This window comes from Lachnoclostridium sp. An138 (assembly GCF_002160765.1).
Lineage (GTDB): Bacteria > Bacillota > Clostridia > Lachnospirales > Lachnospiraceae > Laedolimicola > Laedolimicola faecalis.
In genome coordinates this window covers 35,587-51,413 of record NZ_NFLF01000023.1, presented here as the reverse complement: position 1 = coordinate 51,413, position 15,827 = coordinate 35,587, and the positions used below count along the sequence as shown (strand labels likewise).

At 41.6% G+C, this 15,827-nt stretch carries 15 protein-coding genes and 1 pseudogene; all 16 read right to left on the bottom strand.

The features are described 5' to 3' along the window. Positions 1-129: 129 nt before the first annotated feature. A pseudogene (locus B5E82_RS15270) lies at positions 130-480 on the bottom strand (23S rRNA (uracil(1939)-C(5))-methyltransferase RlmD); the annotation flags it as partial. Between the two features lie 99 nt (positions 481-579). Further along, positions 580-1,314, bottom strand: a complete 735-nt coding sequence (locus B5E82_RS15265; RefSeq protein WP_087308397.1) for a hypothetical protein — start codon at positions 1,312-1,314, stop codon at positions 580-582. A 331-nt stretch (positions 1,315-1,645) separates the two neighbouring features. Then, the gene (qatD, locus tag B5E82_RS15260) at positions 1,646-2,377 is read right to left on the bottom strand and encodes a Qat anti-phage system TatD family nuclease QatD (protein WP_162610799.1); all 732 of its coding nucleotides are present in this window, start codon (positions 2,375-2,377) and stop codon (positions 1,646-1,648) included. After that, on the bottom strand, positions 2,367-3,728 hold the full coding sequence (gene qatC / locus B5E82_RS15255; protein WP_087308395.1) for a Qat anti-phage system QueC-like protein QatC: 1,362 nt from the start codon (positions 3,726-3,728) through the stop codon (positions 2,367-2,369). The genes qatD and qatC overlap by 11 nt, the downstream gene beginning before the upstream one ends. Then, positions 3,725-4,543 (bottom strand): Qat anti-phage system associated protein QatB, encoded by an 819-nt coding sequence (gene qatB / locus B5E82_RS15250; RefSeq protein ID WP_140393162.1) that lies wholly within the window; start codon positions 4,541-4,543, stop codon positions 3,725-3,727. The genes qatC and qatB overlap by 4 nt, the downstream gene beginning before the upstream one ends. Before the next feature lie 12 nt (positions 4,544-4,555). After that, positions 4,556-6,433: a Qat anti-phage system ATPase QatA gene (gene qatA / locus B5E82_RS15245; protein ID WP_087308393.1), complete on the bottom strand. Its 1,878-nt coding sequence runs from the start codon at positions 6,431-6,433 to the stop codon at positions 4,556-4,558. A 200-nt stretch (positions 6,434-6,633) separates the two neighbouring features. After that, on the bottom strand, positions 6,634-7,950 hold the full coding sequence (locus B5E82_RS15240) for a recombinase family protein (RefSeq protein WP_330398388.1): 1,317 nt from the start codon (positions 7,948-7,950) through the stop codon (positions 6,634-6,636). Next, positions 7,913-8,926, bottom strand: a complete 1,014-nt coding sequence (locus B5E82_RS15235) for a recombinase family protein (protein WP_275533169.1) — start codon at positions 8,924-8,926, stop codon at positions 7,913-7,915. Before B5E82_RS15235 ends, B5E82_RS15240 begins: the two co-directional genes overlap by 38 nt. Before the next feature lie 67 nt (positions 8,927-8,993). Next, a complete protein-coding gene (locus tag B5E82_RS15230; RefSeq protein ID WP_087308391.1) occupies positions 8,994-9,818 on the bottom strand; it encodes a hypothetical protein in 825 nt (274 codons plus the stop codon). A gap of 198 nt (positions 9,819-10,016) precedes the next feature. Further along, positions 10,017-11,690 (bottom strand): recombinase family protein, encoded by a 1,674-nt coding sequence (locus B5E82_RS15225; RefSeq protein ID WP_087308390.1) that lies wholly within the window; start codon positions 11,688-11,690, stop codon positions 10,017-10,019. After that, positions 11,674-11,916, bottom strand: a complete 243-nt coding sequence (locus B5E82_RS15220; protein WP_087308389.1) for a helix-turn-helix domain-containing protein — start codon at positions 11,914-11,916, stop codon at positions 11,674-11,676. The genes B5E82_RS15225 and B5E82_RS15220 overlap by 17 nt, the downstream gene beginning before the upstream one ends. Positions 11,917-12,000: 84 nt before the next feature. Then, positions 12,001-12,183, bottom strand: a complete 183-nt coding sequence (locus B5E82_RS15215) for a hypothetical protein (RefSeq protein ID WP_087308388.1) — start codon at positions 12,181-12,183, stop codon at positions 12,001-12,003. Further along, the gene (gene mobV / locus B5E82_RS15210) at positions 12,167-13,153 is read right to left on the bottom strand and encodes a MobV family relaxase (protein WP_087308387.1); all 987 of its coding nucleotides are present in this window, start codon (positions 13,151-13,153) and stop codon (positions 12,167-12,169) included. Before mobV ends, B5E82_RS15215 begins: the two co-directional genes overlap by 17 nt. Further along, positions 13,150-13,368, bottom strand: coding sequence for an LLM class flavin-dependent oxidoreductase (locus tag B5E82_RS15205; RefSeq protein WP_206415727.1), 219 nt, complete (start codon positions 13,366-13,368; stop codon positions 13,150-13,152). Before B5E82_RS15205 ends, mobV begins: the two co-directional genes overlap by 4 nt. A 336-nt stretch (positions 13,369-13,704) precedes the next feature. Beyond that, the gene (locus B5E82_RS15195) at positions 13,705-15,123 is read right to left on the bottom strand and encodes a DNA primase family protein (protein ID WP_087308384.1); all 1,419 of its coding nucleotides are present in this window, start codon (positions 15,121-15,123) and stop codon (positions 13,705-13,707) included. Further along, entirely contained in the window at positions 15,101-15,721 is a 621-nt protein-coding gene (locus B5E82_RS15190; RefSeq protein WP_087308383.1) for a CHC2 zinc finger domain-containing protein, read from the bottom strand. Before B5E82_RS15190 ends, B5E82_RS15195 begins: the two co-directional genes overlap by 23 nt. Between the last annotated feature and the right edge of the window lie 106 nt (positions 15,722-15,827).

The window sequence follows — 15,827 nt, the reverse complement described above, 5'->3', positions numbered from 1 at the left end:
TGACATGATACAGCAAAGATGCAGGATTGAATCAAAAAGTTGAAGTTGGAGCGTTTTACTTCAATAATAGTAGAACGTGGTTTAAAAAGATAGCCGTTGTATTATTAAGCGCTTACTTTTATGTAAAGATTATATTACCGCAAAATAGTGAAGTGCATCCTTTATGGCTTCTACTTTCTCCGGTGTAGGATGCTTTCTGGCCTGTTTCAATTTTTCAACTGCATTGGGAGCATCATACATAGGCAGTCCTAAACTTCTCTTTACCTCTGCAATATAAGCGGTATGAACCTTAAAACCATACTTTTCAAGAATATATTCCTTGATTCTCTTGTAGGTAACACGTTCTTTTGGCTTATATTGCTCCGCTCTCTGGACAATTTTATCCACTGGAATCTTGCCTTCGCCCTTGCCAAACTCCACGTCAATGTGGATATAACTATCTGGTTTTTTGTGGGATAAAAGAACTACCGTCTCCACATGCGGTGAAAGTTACTTCTTATACTAAATAGCGAAATCGTCATCTTTTGCGAAAAGGTTTATACCCCTCTTATGGGGATAGCCTTTACCCCCACTTCTGTATCACTTATCTGTGATTCTGTTCTTTAAATCCATATCATTCATCCAGTCTTGAAAAACTGAATAATTTTTTACATCTTCTCCAGCAGCCTTTATTCTATCCTCTGCTTTCTTTTGTTGTGCTACACTCATAGCTTCAGATGCTTTCTTTGCTGTTTCCATGATATGTATTAACTCATTTCCAAAAACACTCTGTATCTGCTGATCTTTCGCTTCAATACGCCCCACGCCATTCAAAATCTCTGTATTATTCCATACTTCTCTTTGCCCTTTATGATAAAGAGTAACAAGTATTACTCCCATCATATTTGTTAAAGTACCATAGGTCTTTTCATCTTCGTAACAAAAAGTGTAACTACCTATCCCTCTATGAAAAATCGCATGCGGTTTCAAATCTGCAAAATTGCTCGCACCAACAGATAATTCTTTTATGTCATCAAAAAAGAAAATGTGATTTTCTATTTTCCCTAAATCATTACGTTTTCCTCGCAGGAATTCATTCATTATTTTTTCAGATTCAATCAAACATTCCAACGCATCTATGCCAACCACTGAATTCTCAACAAAATCTAAAATATCCAAATAAAGACTTCTCCAATTAACAGAAGTTATAAAGTAAGCCAAATTCTCATCGTAGTCAAAAATAGTTTTCTCCTTTTTTAAATAAGGATGAAATATTTTGTTAGCAAACCAAGTTTCTTTTTCACTAAATAAATCCTCGCAATCTCCACACAACATGTACAACTTCTCGCTATCCTATATGGTTTTGTTAGGGTTCTCTGTACTCCGAATATTACCTATTGCTGTTTTCTTTAATGTCCTTACAGCCATCTTTGGCACTGTATGGCTCAATTCCAATTCTGCTTCATTTCCACACAATGCACATTTTGTTAAGTTATACATTTAAATCACCTCTAAGCATACTCGCACATTTATCATACCATATCCAACATCTTTCACTATCATAGAAGATTAAGTAAAAGCCAACCAGAAATTGTGACTCCTATTAGTATCCTTTCTTAGTAGCACGTCATCAGTTAGCCTTTATCAATGTTTCTTCATTAAATATTCAGTAGCAAAACACTTCTTTTGAATTCTTATTAATTATATCAGATATGTCGAATCCAATTACATCCGATATCCTCGACATGGTTCTTTTGAGTTCCTTTTCTATTTCATCTATGTGTTGAACTTTGAGTGCAAATGGTGCATCCGTCTCTAACAACACATGATCAATTGGTATAGCTTTTATCACTTCCATTCCCGATTTTGTTTTCAACATTCCCGGATTTATTGAAAAGTAGCATCCCAATTCAATCGCTTTTTCTAATTGTGGCATAGAACCTGTAAACCAATGAAATATATATTTATTACTCTTTTGTCTTTTGTATGTTCTTAAAATTTCAATTACCGTACTTGTCGATTTAAGTGAATGAATAGAAATCACTTTTTCACTGTATTGTTCACATAACTTAACAATCTCACTAAAAATATTTATTTGTAATTCTTTGGTCTGAATATATCCTTTACTAAAATCCAATCCCACCTCACCAATATAATGGCTTTTTTCAATGAGAGATTTAAATAACTGCATATCATCATAGCCACTAGATACTAATTGCGGATGCATCCCTAAACCAACATGAATATTTCTAGCATTCTTGCAAAATTGTATTTCTCTACTATATGCCTTCGGTGTAGTTCCAACCGCAAATAAATTCATATCAGAATTCTGTATTTCATTTATAAACTCTAGTATATTATCCATTAAATCTAAATGACAATGTGCATCATAAATCATTATTCTCATCCTCTTGTGCTAAATTATCCTGTATAAAAGCATCTACTTCTAATAATCCTCGTATATATGTATCAGCTAATTCTCTCAAATACTCATCATCCTGCGGTAATGGACCTGGCTTATGTATATAAAATAAAGCACGATTTCTATCCTGTTTTATTTTATCTATTGCATACTGGAAAGAGCGCAATTGAATTCCCATTCCTTCTGCATTTTTATTCTGCATTTCATAAATAGACGTTTCGGTATACACTGTTCCATCATCCCCAAACGCTTTATGCATTGCAGCTCTTCTAATTAAACAAGGAACACAATAACCACAATGTTGTTGACTGAGTTGTTTCCATCTTGCTTTTCCTGGTGAAGAACATGAGAATGATAATTTCATCGTCTCATAAAGAACATCCTTGTTTTTACATTCCCCTGCCATTTCTCCCTTTGTTTTATTCCAATAAGGATTTTTTACTGATAGATTTAACCCTAATCCCACTAATAATTCATTCCACAAAGAAAGATAAAATGGATGCGTTGTTCTTGTACTAAATGAACCTACTCTTGTTTCATCCAATGGTACATTCAAAGCAATCAGACCATTTTCCGGAACTAACAGTTCATTGATATTATCCATGCCAGTCATTGCAAAAAGGGCATAACCGATAAATAGAAATGATCTACTCCTTGTATTGTTATCATTACCACCTGCCGGAATATAATCACGTGGAAACACCATCCACAAATCTAACCATGTATGTAAAACATCTGGATATAACAAGTCAAATTTATTCACAATATTTTTTTGAGCATTTTTAGTAAGTCCTTCTCCAGCATGACTTATTAACAAGGTATTTTTCTTATTCTCCATCAAATTAATGGTACTTATAAGACTATCCATTCCACCAGAGAATAATGATACTTCATCATATTTATTTGATTTTTCTCTTACTTCCTCCAAATTATTAAACTGCCATGCTCTACTCGACAACGTAATTTTCCATAAATCTCCTGTAAGAAATTTTAACATACGTTCAACCGTACGAATCTGTGAGTCCCATATCTCTACATTTGATACCGGTATTTCTAGTTCAATTTCTCTCGTCCAAGAGTCCTGTCCATGCACCACTCTCTCAATTCGCGTATCAGCCATATAAACCATTGTTGCAAGCGACATGATATCAAATCCAATTTCAGAGGGATACACATTTTCTTCATATAATTTTTTCTTAATGTGGCTTAATCCATAGTTTAGTTCGCCATTAGAAAGCATAGGGACATCAACAATAACTGTGCCATCCATTTTCTGCGAATCTATATTTTCAATATCATAATTTGCTCTTAATTTATATCGACTCATTCATTTTCACCTGCACTTACCATAATTTCAAACGCTGCCTTATACACCCGGTCCACTATTCTTAAAGAATCACCTTGTCGAATATTTCCAGCCTTGATATCTAAATTGATAACAGCATCCGATACAGAACCCTTAACAAAATCCTTCATTTGAACAATTAATCTGTCTGATATAGCTCGTTCTTGCGGCAACAATATAATCTTGTTACCAATATCATTCGTGATTCTATTAAATATCGCATTTGCCATGGTGCGTTCCACAATCACCATAATCTGCTCTGAAGTCAAATCCTCAAATTTAATTGTAGCTATTTCTGGTGATTCTTCGATTGCGGAAATATAAGCCGACCTCGCAATGCCTTCATCTTGTGGTCCCCCATCTGGACAGATAAAGTCTGTAATAGCTATAAATGCGTCACTAGCTGTCTTATGTGAGAGATTCTCTATAGAAAGATACTGTTCAACAGCCCTTGCACCACCTGAAGCAAATACACCTGCAACATTTAATAATCTTGCAGAACTGCTTCTAGCAGCTCCCATTCTCTGTGTCGCATTTGAACTACCACCCAAAGAATTTCTTATGTAATTAGAGACACTTTTACGGCCTAAACTGCTATCCCGTCCTCCTGAATTTATATACCTCGTGAACTCTCCTCGTGGTGTTCTAAAGCGATCCACATCACCCACTGGTGGAATTTGACTACCATCGGGACCAAGTCCATTTTCATTTTGTGGATTTACATCTGGTTGCTCTAACCATGACGGTACCAAAGGTGTTCCACCTTTTTGTCCTCCATTATGTGTTGATGTTCCCATTTATTAATTACCTCACATCTTCTTTAAAGCTGCTTTAACAATTGCCGTCCCACTGCTTTTCAATTTATCAAAATATTGATTTACTCCTTTTCTTTCATCACAATCTTTTGGAATTGCTTTATCCCAGCCATGTATAATCCACACTCCAGCCTTATCTACAGGAATAGCATCTATAAAATCAACTAAACTTTTACGGAGTTCCGGCTTATTCTGTACCAATACAATCAAACCATCAATCCCTTTTGGTTTCATATCAAATTGCCCTTTTTCCATAATTTTTTGAGCAACAATTCCGAACACTTGATCTGATTCTTGATTTGTCAAATTTTTCAAATCTTCAACACGACCTACAATAATCATTTCATCTCTAAAAAGTAGCTCAACTATTTCTGATAGATCATTTTTAGAAGTTTTACCTGAAAAATAATCCATTTTTTCTTTACATGCATAATAATACGGTCTTAAGTCCTTATCTGTAATTTCTGGTTCTGTAGTAATCCACTTCCAAATCTTGTTTAAATCATACCATCGCTCTTTTGCTTCTACTGTTTTCTTATCTTCGACCATAGTTTTTATATCAGCTAGTATTTCAGGAACTTCATCCCATTTCCCTTCAGAATCCAAATGATTAGGTAATGCCTTATAAAAATCTGGTTCATAGTATTCTGCCAACATCATCTTTGCCAAAATCGCAAGTTCCAGTTCGTCTCCAAAGCCACGATTCTTAGCAATCTCATAACGTAACAAGAGCATATTTACAAACCTTTTTATCTTTCTAGGATTTCCATCTGTATTTTGTGCTAATAAATGGCATATTTGAGTGGCAATTAATACTTCCTTCGATGACTTTTCATAATCATTTCCAAGAATTTCTTTCACGTCATCAACCGTAAGACTTTCTACATTCCAAGGCTTTCTGATTCTAGATAATCCCTCTTCTCTCAGCTTTTTATAGTTTTCATTTTCATCTGGCAAAACAGAACCCACCATAAGAAGCATTATGTATATACACGCTTCTACCTCACCTAATGCTGGAATTCTAAACGGAACTTGAATCAACTTTTCCAAATACTTATTTGCAAAGGCCTCACCTGCATTAAACTTATTTTCATCTGTTGCATCGGGAAAATGTTTTTTAACCGCATAGCGAATCATTCCCTCGTCTGCTGCAATTACAAATGCTGTTTTTTCCGTAAACATAAACAGTCTTACAGCCTCTAACGTATTAATCGCCACATCAGGTAAACATCTGTCAAGATCATCAATTAAAACAATAAGTTTCTCAATAGCTGCATCTTCTAGCAGTTCGGCAAAATTTTCCTGAAACTCTGAAAATTCTTTATTACTTGATATGTCCTCTGTGATTTTTGCGTCACTTAAATAACCTCCAATAGATTCAATTGCTCCAGCAATTCCCTCTTCTGTAGTTACGGTTGATTTTAAAATATCCATTGTTGAAGATAATAACGTAAGCGGTGCTGTACCTGTCGCAATTCCTAAAGCGGTTTTACCCGCAGTCTTAGCAACAGTCATCCAATTAATATTTTTCCACAGTTTTTTTAATATTTCCCCAGACTTAACGCCAAGTTTCTCTTTCTTCTCAAGCTCTGAAATAATAGAACTCATCAAAGCTACTTTTGAGTCTTCAAATCCCTGATGTTTCCAACCGTTAAATCGGATACAAGAATACTTCTTTCCTGACACTGAAGAAGCCAGTTTCACTTCATTTTCTACCATTTCAAGAATGCTGGATTTACCAGCACCCCAGTCCCCATGAATACCGATAGAAATCGGTTGTTCTTTACTATCCTTAATAAGAGAAACTATTGTCTTTGCTATTGCTTCATTATTAAGTAAATCAACTTTGGTTTCATTATCAGATAAAATCATATCTTCAACCCCTTCATTAATTTCAATTCATATCCTCACTAATAACTGTAGCAAGTAACGGTTTGTATAATTATATATATTAAAAATACTCAACACCTTAATTTCTACATTATTTTACCATATTCCCATTTATTTTACCATCTTCAAAAGAACAAGAAAAAAGCCGATCAGGAATCGCAACTCCCAATCGGCATCTTTTCTTACTCTTCTTCATTTTTACATTCAATCTCCGTTCCGTCCAGGAACACCACCAACAATGTTCCATCCTCAAAAACCTTGATGTGGTCCAGTGTTTTCAGCATGAAGTCCGTATCCATCTCTGTCAGAGGTTCTGCTCCATCGGTGTATTCTATGAACTTCTCTGCCCGATAACCTTCCAATAGGTTCTCGCTCTGCAGCTGTTCTGTCCACTGCTCCATGAAATCCTCTCGGTTCTCCACCAATGCGTTCCAAGCCATCAGATAAGCCTTTATCAGCGTTTCTTCCTCCACATGGCGGTTGACACATCCCATGACTCCTTTGACCTTGTACCGTTCACTGCATTGCCATACCTTACGGTCAACACCCGTGCTGCTCCGCCAGCCTTTCCGTGCAAAAACCTTATTGCAGTCTCCGCAAATTATCTTGGATGCAAATGGATTGCTTTCCGGCCGGTGGGAATAGGAGTTTGTCCCATGCTCCTCCAGATACTTTTTCCTGCGTTTTATTTCAAGCTGTACACATTCCCATATCCGCTTTGAAATGATGGCATCATGGTCATCCTCCACATAAAACATCTGAATTTCCCCTTTGTTCTGCGTCCGTTTCTTGGTGAGGAAATCCACCGTATAACTTTTCTGCAGCAAGGCATCACCCTTGTATTTTTCATTTTCCAACATACTCATTAAGGTTGTGGACTGCCACTTCGTACCGCCATCCCAATTTTTCACGCCTTCTCGTTCAAAAATCCTCTTGATGTAATCGGTTGTTTTTCCGTCCAGGAATTCCTGATACAACCGAATTACAATCGGCTCCTGTGTCCTGTTGATTACCAGCTTCCCCGTTTCATCCGTATCGTAGCCAAGAAAACGCTTTGTACTCATTTTGTGTTTTCCTGTTTCAAACCTTCTACGGATTCCCCATGTGCAGTTCTCTGAAATGGACCGGCTCTCATCCTGTGCCAGTGAGGAAAGAATGGTCAGCAGCACTTCGCCCTTTGCATCGAGGGTATTGATATTTTCCTTTTCAAAAATAATCCCTATCCCTAAATCTTTCAATTCTCGCACATAGTTCAAGCAGTCCAGCGTATTTCTTGCGAATCGGGAAATGGACTTGGTAATAATCATGTCTATTTTCCCCGCCCTGCAATCAGCAATCATGCGGTTGAATTCATCCCTCTTTTTGGTATTGGTTCCCGAAATTCCTTCATCCGCATAAGTCCCTGCATATTCATAAAGAGGATTTTCGCTAATATAATTTGTGTAATAATTGACCTGATTCTCATAGCTTAATAACTGTTCTTCTTGGTCGGTTGACACTCGGCAGTACGCTGCCATCTTCAATTTCTGCACTGACTGTGCTGTTCCTGATTCCGCAGTCTAAATCTGCTTTGCTGGTATAACAGTAATGCTTCTTGCCATTTTTAACCACCTCCTCAATCACTGTCTGTTCCGTAATGTTCAAGCCTTGCAATTCGGCATCATCAATCCTTATCCCTTTGCATGCCTTGACTCCCTTTTCAATGTAGGTGCTGCAAAGCCATTGGATTTTCTTCTTGTAAACCTGTCTGCGCCGGAGCGTTTTTCCGCAGTAAGGGCAAATCAGCATTCCGCTTAAGGGATAGCGGTTTTGGAACTTCATTGTGTTGTCCTGTCCAATATTCCTGTCACGCTTTCTCTGCTCTCTGACCTTCTGTACCTGTTCCCACACCTCTGGCGATACAATTGGTTCGTGATTTTCCGAAATGTAATAACTCTGTACTTCCCCGTTGTTTTTCCTTGTATGGTTTCTTTTGTTTTCAGGGGTGTAATACTTCTGCAGATGAAAATCTCCTTTGTACTTTTCATTGCAAAGCATCCCATTGATGGTCCCGCTTTCCCATATTGTTCCCGTCACCGTTTTCACGCCCAGGTAATCAAGCAGCTCCCCAATCCTTGACGAACCGACATTCATCAAATAAAGGTCGAAAGTCAGACTGACAATTTCCGCTTCCTTTCTGTTCACAATCAAATCTCCATATTCGTTTTTGTCATAACCGAGGAAGCGGGATGTGGTAATCATCACTTCTCCTCTCTCAAACTTCTTCCGAATGGACCATTTATTGTTTTCACTCATGCTTCTGCTTTCTTCCTGTGCAAAAGAAGCGAGGACGGCAAGCATCATCTCACCGTCCCCTGATAGAGTGTTAATGTTCTGTTCTTCAAAAAAAATACCGACACCCAGTTCTTTCAGTTCCCTTGCGAACTTTAGAACGGTGACGGTATTTCTTGCAAACCATATGCAATAGATTTTCAAAGTGGGGTAACAATTTTATCCCTCACTTTTCACATTGAAAACCGAATCACATTGTATAATTTCATGTTCACAAACTCTCTAAGCGCCAATATGCAAGTTCACTTAAACTGAGTTCCCCATTAACATCTATTGCTTCATCTGGGACCCAGTATGCATCCCCCTCATGAGTAATATGATAATCTGCTCTATAATGCTCATCTCCACAGTCATACTTGGCTATTCTAATTTTCATCTCATCAATAACATATTTAGGGTTTACAACAGGATATCTCACTGTAACTAAAACACTAACATTGGTCGAAATATCTAATAGACTATTTTCAATATCATCTCTATAACTTAATCCACGCAATTTTTCTAATATTTTTCTATAGTACGCTCGTAATACACATTCATGATAAATCGGAGAATAATACTTTTTATTGTCACAAGAAAATAATTCGCATGCTGCTGAGTATAACCAATACATCGTATCAATATCAATACTCAACCCATCAAAGTCTACTTTTTCATTTCCAATAATGTTTATGGTACTACTATTATGAATCACAGTATTTCTCAATTTTCTAAATATACGATATATTTCTTTAAAGATTATTTCTTTATCACTATTCACCGGCAGTGCTTTGTATCTCCTAAGAAAATTCACGCCTTGTAAATGGGGATAAACTAAATCTATATGTGTGTCCAACATTGAAAATATTGTCATAATTTGTATTGTAATAGGGATTTCTTTCTCACGACTTGAAAACCCTATATGCTCAGAAAAAGTTATTTGGACAGTTGATTTGTTCCCCTCTCCTAATGTAACTGGTCTTTGTTCAATTACTCTTTGATTTAACCCCTGAGCATTTAAAAATATTTGTGTTGCCTCAATAATATTAGGTATCATACAATCACCACCTTATTTTCAATTAATCCATCAACATCTTAACGCTTCATATTTTTGCGAAAAAGTATCCTTTCGCCAAAATGTATATTTCCCGTTCTCCAAAGCCTATCCCCTGGGGTAAACCTCCAGTTATATCATCACTCTACGGAAACAGAAACACACATCTATTTTATTCCCAAAATGGCGAAGTCCTTTGATTTATTGAGCTTTTCTTGACAGAAGGCAGACTGTTTCAAGAGTTGTCCCGGTTTCCAAGGGCAATTCTTTCACTTCCTGTCCGTTCACTGGCACTGGAAAATTAAACACAATGTTCCTGATCCAGTTGCCGTCCTCCTGCTTTTCCGGGTACAGATCAATCCGCTCAATGAACGCCTGCATAAATTCTTTCTGTTCAAATTCCGTAGCGGCTCCATACACCTCATCGAACATCAGTAGAAGTTGGTAGATATTATCACCGGAGATTTTCTTCTGCCGGATGCTCTGAATCTGGCTCTTTACTTCATCCATCTGCGCCTCGATTTCCTCTATCCTGCCATACTGCTCGTCATATCGCCGCTGTAAATCCAGAATTTTTCGGTCAAAGTGCGGATCGTTGATGTCCATTGTATCCATCTGCCGTTCCAGTCTTGTCTTAATGCCCAAAGTCTGTCGGAGCTGTGCCTGCAATGCAGCAAGCTGCTTCTCCAAATCCTCCGTGTCAACAGACGTGCCGATTTTCTCTTTAATCGCCTTTGAGAACTGCGAATCATTCACCATAGCGGATATGATTGCCGCCACCATGCGATTCATTTCCTGCTGTTCGATGTTCACACGGAAGGTGCATTTGTGGCCGGTAGCGCCCACAGTGTTTTTGCAATAGTAGTAATAGCGGGTCTTTTTGTCCTTGCTGTGCGCCTTGGCGATATTCCCGTACAGGCTCTTGCCGCAGCAGGGGCATTTGAGAATACCGGACAGGATGTGTGCGTGTTCCGGGTCATGTACTTTTTCCCGCTTAAAGGCGTTGATTTTCCGTTTCTCCTGGGCTAAATTCCAATCTTCCTCTGAAATGATGGCCTCATGCTGGCCCTCATAAACCGGAAATTCATCCTTCTCAACCACATGAAATTCATTTCTTGTGCCCAGCTTTTTTTCTGTTCTGCGTCTGCCGTAGGCGATCTTCCCCATATACACCGGATTGTCCAGAACATCCTTTACAAAGTTGGAAGAAAAGCTGGGAATCGTGCCATTTTGACGGAGCTTCTTTGTGTAGCCATGGTTATTCAAGTAATTCGCTACAGCAGACAACCCCTCGTTGGTGTGGATATAGCGGTCATAGATGATTCTGATAACCTCCACCTCGTCCTCTGCAATCACCAGATTTCCATTTTCAAGGCGATAACCATAAGGAGCAAAGCCACCGTTCCACTTTCCCTCACGGGCTTTCTGTTCCCGGCCCGCCATAGTCTGTGTGCGGATGTTCTCACGCTCAATTTCCGCAACAGCGGAGAGGATGGAGATCATCAGCTTGCCGGAGTCTTTGGAGGAGTCGATACCGTCCTCCACACAAATCAGATTTACACCGAAGTCCTGCATAAGCTGCAAGGAATTGAGGACATCAGCGGCGTTGCGACCGAAGCGGGACAGCTTAAAGACAAGCACATAGGATACCCCGTCTTTGCCCTCCTGAATGTCATTTAACATCCGCTGAAATTCTAAACGACCCTGTATATTTTTTCCAGAAAAGCCCTCGTCAGAATACTCAGCCGCTACAATCATATCCTCATATTCCGCATATTTACGCAGCTTATCTTTTTGGGCATCCAGACTGTATCCGTCCACCTGAATAGCTGTAGATACCCTCGTATAGATGTAACATTTAGTCCGTCTTTTCATGGCAGGAACTCCTTTCTCCGGCGTTTTCTATATCTGCCGGTAGCTTTACCAATCCCTCTTTGCGAATGTAATACTCCAGCAGTCGCAAGACATATTCCGGCGCATGACGATTGTCCAATTCCCATTCCGTCACTGTCCGATAGGGGATATTAAAATATTTGCAAAATTCCTTGCGGTTCATGCCGGTCAATTCCCGCAATTCTTTGATTTTGGTTTTGCAGTCCATCACATCATCTCCACAAACAAAAAAACACGTTGCGTAACTATTATAGCACAAGCACAATAATTACGCAACGTGTAAATTCTATCTTTAAGCGGCTTGACCGAAAATACCGGCTTCTTTCTTGTCAGGCTGTCCATCTGGAGAAAGGGGAGGTATGCCCTCCCGCTTCTCCAAAACCTGATTGCCATATTTCAACATCAATTTCGCCATTACATCAATACAGCGGTCAAATGCCGCATTATACTTCGGATTTTCATAAACTTTGCTCAATAGGCCGCTCCTTTCTCCCGCGACTTCCACGAGCATACACATCCAGCACTTCCTTCGGAATCCGCTCCAGCACCACCACAGCGTCCTCATAGTCCCGTCGCAGCTTCGCATCAGCAAGCTGCTTCAAGGTGCTTTTCTGATTGGCTTTATCCAGCGATTCCTCCAGCTGTGCGTTCTCATTTTTCAGCTTCTTGTTTTCCTTGGTGGTTTTCGTGAATGCTATCTGATACTTCTTCAAAGTGGTGTGCATCTGTTCCACCGCTGGGATATACTGATCCAGCAGTTTCTCAATCTCCGCTGCCTTGCTTTTCGCATTGAAGGCGTTGACGCCAGCCAAAACCTCCTCGATTTTGGCTTTCTGCTTACTCAGCCGGGTCATTTCCTTAAACACCCTCGGAGGGATATGGTCACGCCCGGTCTTGCTGGCGCTCTCACCACGCTCCAGATCGGGATATTTCCGTACCATGTGTTCCCAGAACTGATCCTGCCACCAAGTCATCTTTTTCCTGTTCCCAAGGATTTCCTTGGCACACAGCCGCCCATCCTCGGTCAGTGGGACAAAAGAAAGGTGCATATGGGGCGTTTTCTCGTCCATATGCACCGCTGCGGAAACAATGGTCTTGGGGTCTTGATGCTGCTGGATAAAGGTGACCGCTTCCTGGAAAAAGGCTTTGATTTCAGCCTTTTTCTTGCCTTGGAAGAACTCCGGTGAGGCGGTCACAAGAGCCTCCACCAGCCGCACACTGTCAGAGCGGGTGCGGCATCCGGCCTCCTTGATCTGCCGCTCTGCCTCCGCCCGGTATCTGTGTTTCGGTTCAATCAGATGGAAATTGAGGTGGCTGCGGCTGGGATCAATGTCCGGGTTGCTGGCGTACTTATCCTTCGTGCGCTCGTTGTGGGCTTCGATATTGGCAATCTCCGGGCCTTTATACTTTGCAAAGCGTAAAATAGCGTGCTGCGGTTTCATCATCGTTCGTCCCTCCTCTTTACCCAGACAATGTCATAGCCCAGCACATCAGCCAGCTCCTTGACCTCTTTATAGCGGATGCTCTCCCGTTGCAGCTTGGCGGACAGGTTGGAAACGCTGTCCGACCAGCCGTATTCGTCATGCAAAAGGTCAACAGCCTCCTGCATGGTATAACCGGCACGAATGATCTGTGCCTTGACTTCGTTGCGTACACTCATATTCAAATCCTCCATTTCTGAGATAACGAAACAGCGAAGCCAATGCGCTCAATGGCGTATCTGCTTCGCTGTATCGTGAAATATTTGCTTTTCATAAATTGCATTTTCCTTGGCCGGTATGATGCTCTGCCCATAAGTGCCACCTACCGACTTTCCTGTTTCATGTGACTTTGGTTGCAATCGTGCATTTCCCCATGATTCCAGAAATCTGTTGCACGATTCAGAGAAGCACGTTTCCGTGAACAGATTTCTGTATCGGGTCAAATAGTTTCCTGTTTTCATTTGACCTGATTTCCAGCACCCAAAACAGGGGACAGGCAGCACGAGAAAATCATACTATTGGTGTTTTGGGGTAAATCGCTGCGTACATACGTACACGAAGTTGGAGCGTGAATCAATCCCGCCATTCCTCCGGTACGTACGTTCCGAAACTTCAAAAAAACCGTTTATATTGGGTCTGGCGACCGCTTCAATCCCGTAGAAGCCCCATACCCGCCGCCCGGCGGCGTTGGTGATCTTGTTGCAGTATTCCAAATGGTACTTGCCCTGACTGGCAATCACCGCATCGCTGAAGCTGCGCCGTTTCAAGGCGGTCAAACTGTTTTCATCACACCACATCCCATAAATTTCATACAGCTCCTTGGAACTGATGCTGCTGTCCGCTTTCAGCCGGATATAACCCGCGGATTCCAGAAAATCATACACATTGTTGTTATCCCGCTTAACAGCCTCCCGGTTTTCCTTGGTGCGCTGGCTCTCTGTGAATTTGAAGTTGTTCGTTACCAGCCGCCGCAGACCCTCATATGCCCAAAGGAAGATGCCCTCTACCTCGGCCTTCATCTTCTCCGCAAGATCTGGATCGTCTTTCCTGTCCGCTGGCTTCGCCTTGGTGGTGAGAATGAGCTGACGGCGGTAAAAGCCATCGCTGCGGTCAAAAAGCGCTTGCAAATCGCCGTTGGAAAAGGCCAGCAGCCGGGCGGTCATCCATCCCTGATAGCTCTGCTTGCCTTTACGCTCCAAATCCATCTTGCCCTGGGCGGTAACGATGGATTTTACATAGTTGGTCTGCCGCAAGGCCTCCATCCGCATATCATCATCCACACACAGGAGGATATGCTCTAAATCGGCACGAGCAAAGCGGTTCTCAGAGATTTTCCCGATGCTGCCATCCTTCATATTGGAGCCGAACAAAGCAGACAGCACAGCGCCGATCTGGGACTTGCCCTCGCCGCCCTCGCCCTTAATCACCATCATCCGCTGCCCTTTGTTGCTGGGAATCAGGCAGTAACCGATGAACTCCTGCAGGGTGGGGATATCCTCTGGATAGAGCAAGCCATCCAGAAATGCAAGCCACTGAGAAGGGACAGGCGCACCAGTATTGTAGGCCACCGGCAACCGGCTTCGCACAATCTCTGGCCTGCCCTCGGTGAACGTACCATCCAGCTTCAAGGTGCCGTTGGTCAGATGGATGCGGTCTGCCTCCGGCGGGAAGTCATCCACATGAGCTGCCAGCTTCAATACCTCCAGAATGTTGGTGATCTTCCGGGGGATGTTGTTCACAGCGCAGCACTTCAATTCCTCATAAATCTCTCCACGCAGAGGAAGAACATCCGTCACTCTGCCGTCCGGCGTGAAGAAAGCGCCGTTGGCAAAGATGATTTTGCGATGGCTCAGAAACTCATCACAGAACAATGCCTCGTTGATATTGGTGCCGTCAAACCAGACGGGGCCATCAGCAAATTTCCGGTTCTTCATGGGTTCTCGCCTCCTTTTTCAGCCGCTCCAAGCGTTCTTCCAGTTTCTCAATCGTGCCGTCCCGATGGAGCATATCCACCGTTTTTACACGGATTTCCAGCTCTGCAAAGGCCAGAATATCCGCCAGATACTCGATACGGTCAAGCATCTGGCAAGCCTCCACAAAGTGATCGTCTAAGACTTCTTCCGGTGCTTTTGGTGCATACTGCACCTTCCAGCTCTCCAGAAGGTGCAGATAATCGCACAATACCCGCTGACAGTGCAGCTCCTCTTGTCGGAACGCCCTTGCCAGCGGGTATTTCGGTTTTGATAGCGCCGCCGCAGCGGGCGGCTTGTCCGGGTCAATGCCGAAGTCGTAAGCCAGCTTCTGTGCTGCCTCGTAGCTGCTCAGGCCAAACAGCCTTGCAACGAAGTCGATCACATCGCCGGTAGCTCCGCAGCCGAAGCAGTAGAAATAGCTCTCGTTCAGCTTCATGCTGGGATGACGGTCATCGTGGAAAGGGCAGCGTATCATGCCGCTACGTTCCACTTTCAAACCGTAGTGTTCGGCGGCTTGCCGTACCGTGACAGCCGCCTTAACTGTTTCAAATAGATTCATGCGTCATACCTCCGTATATTTTTTGACGGTTTCTGCCCGTCTGCCTGAATATACGGAGAAAATAGCTCTCAGCCGGAAAATCCGGCACTTTTGCAAAAAAGAAATT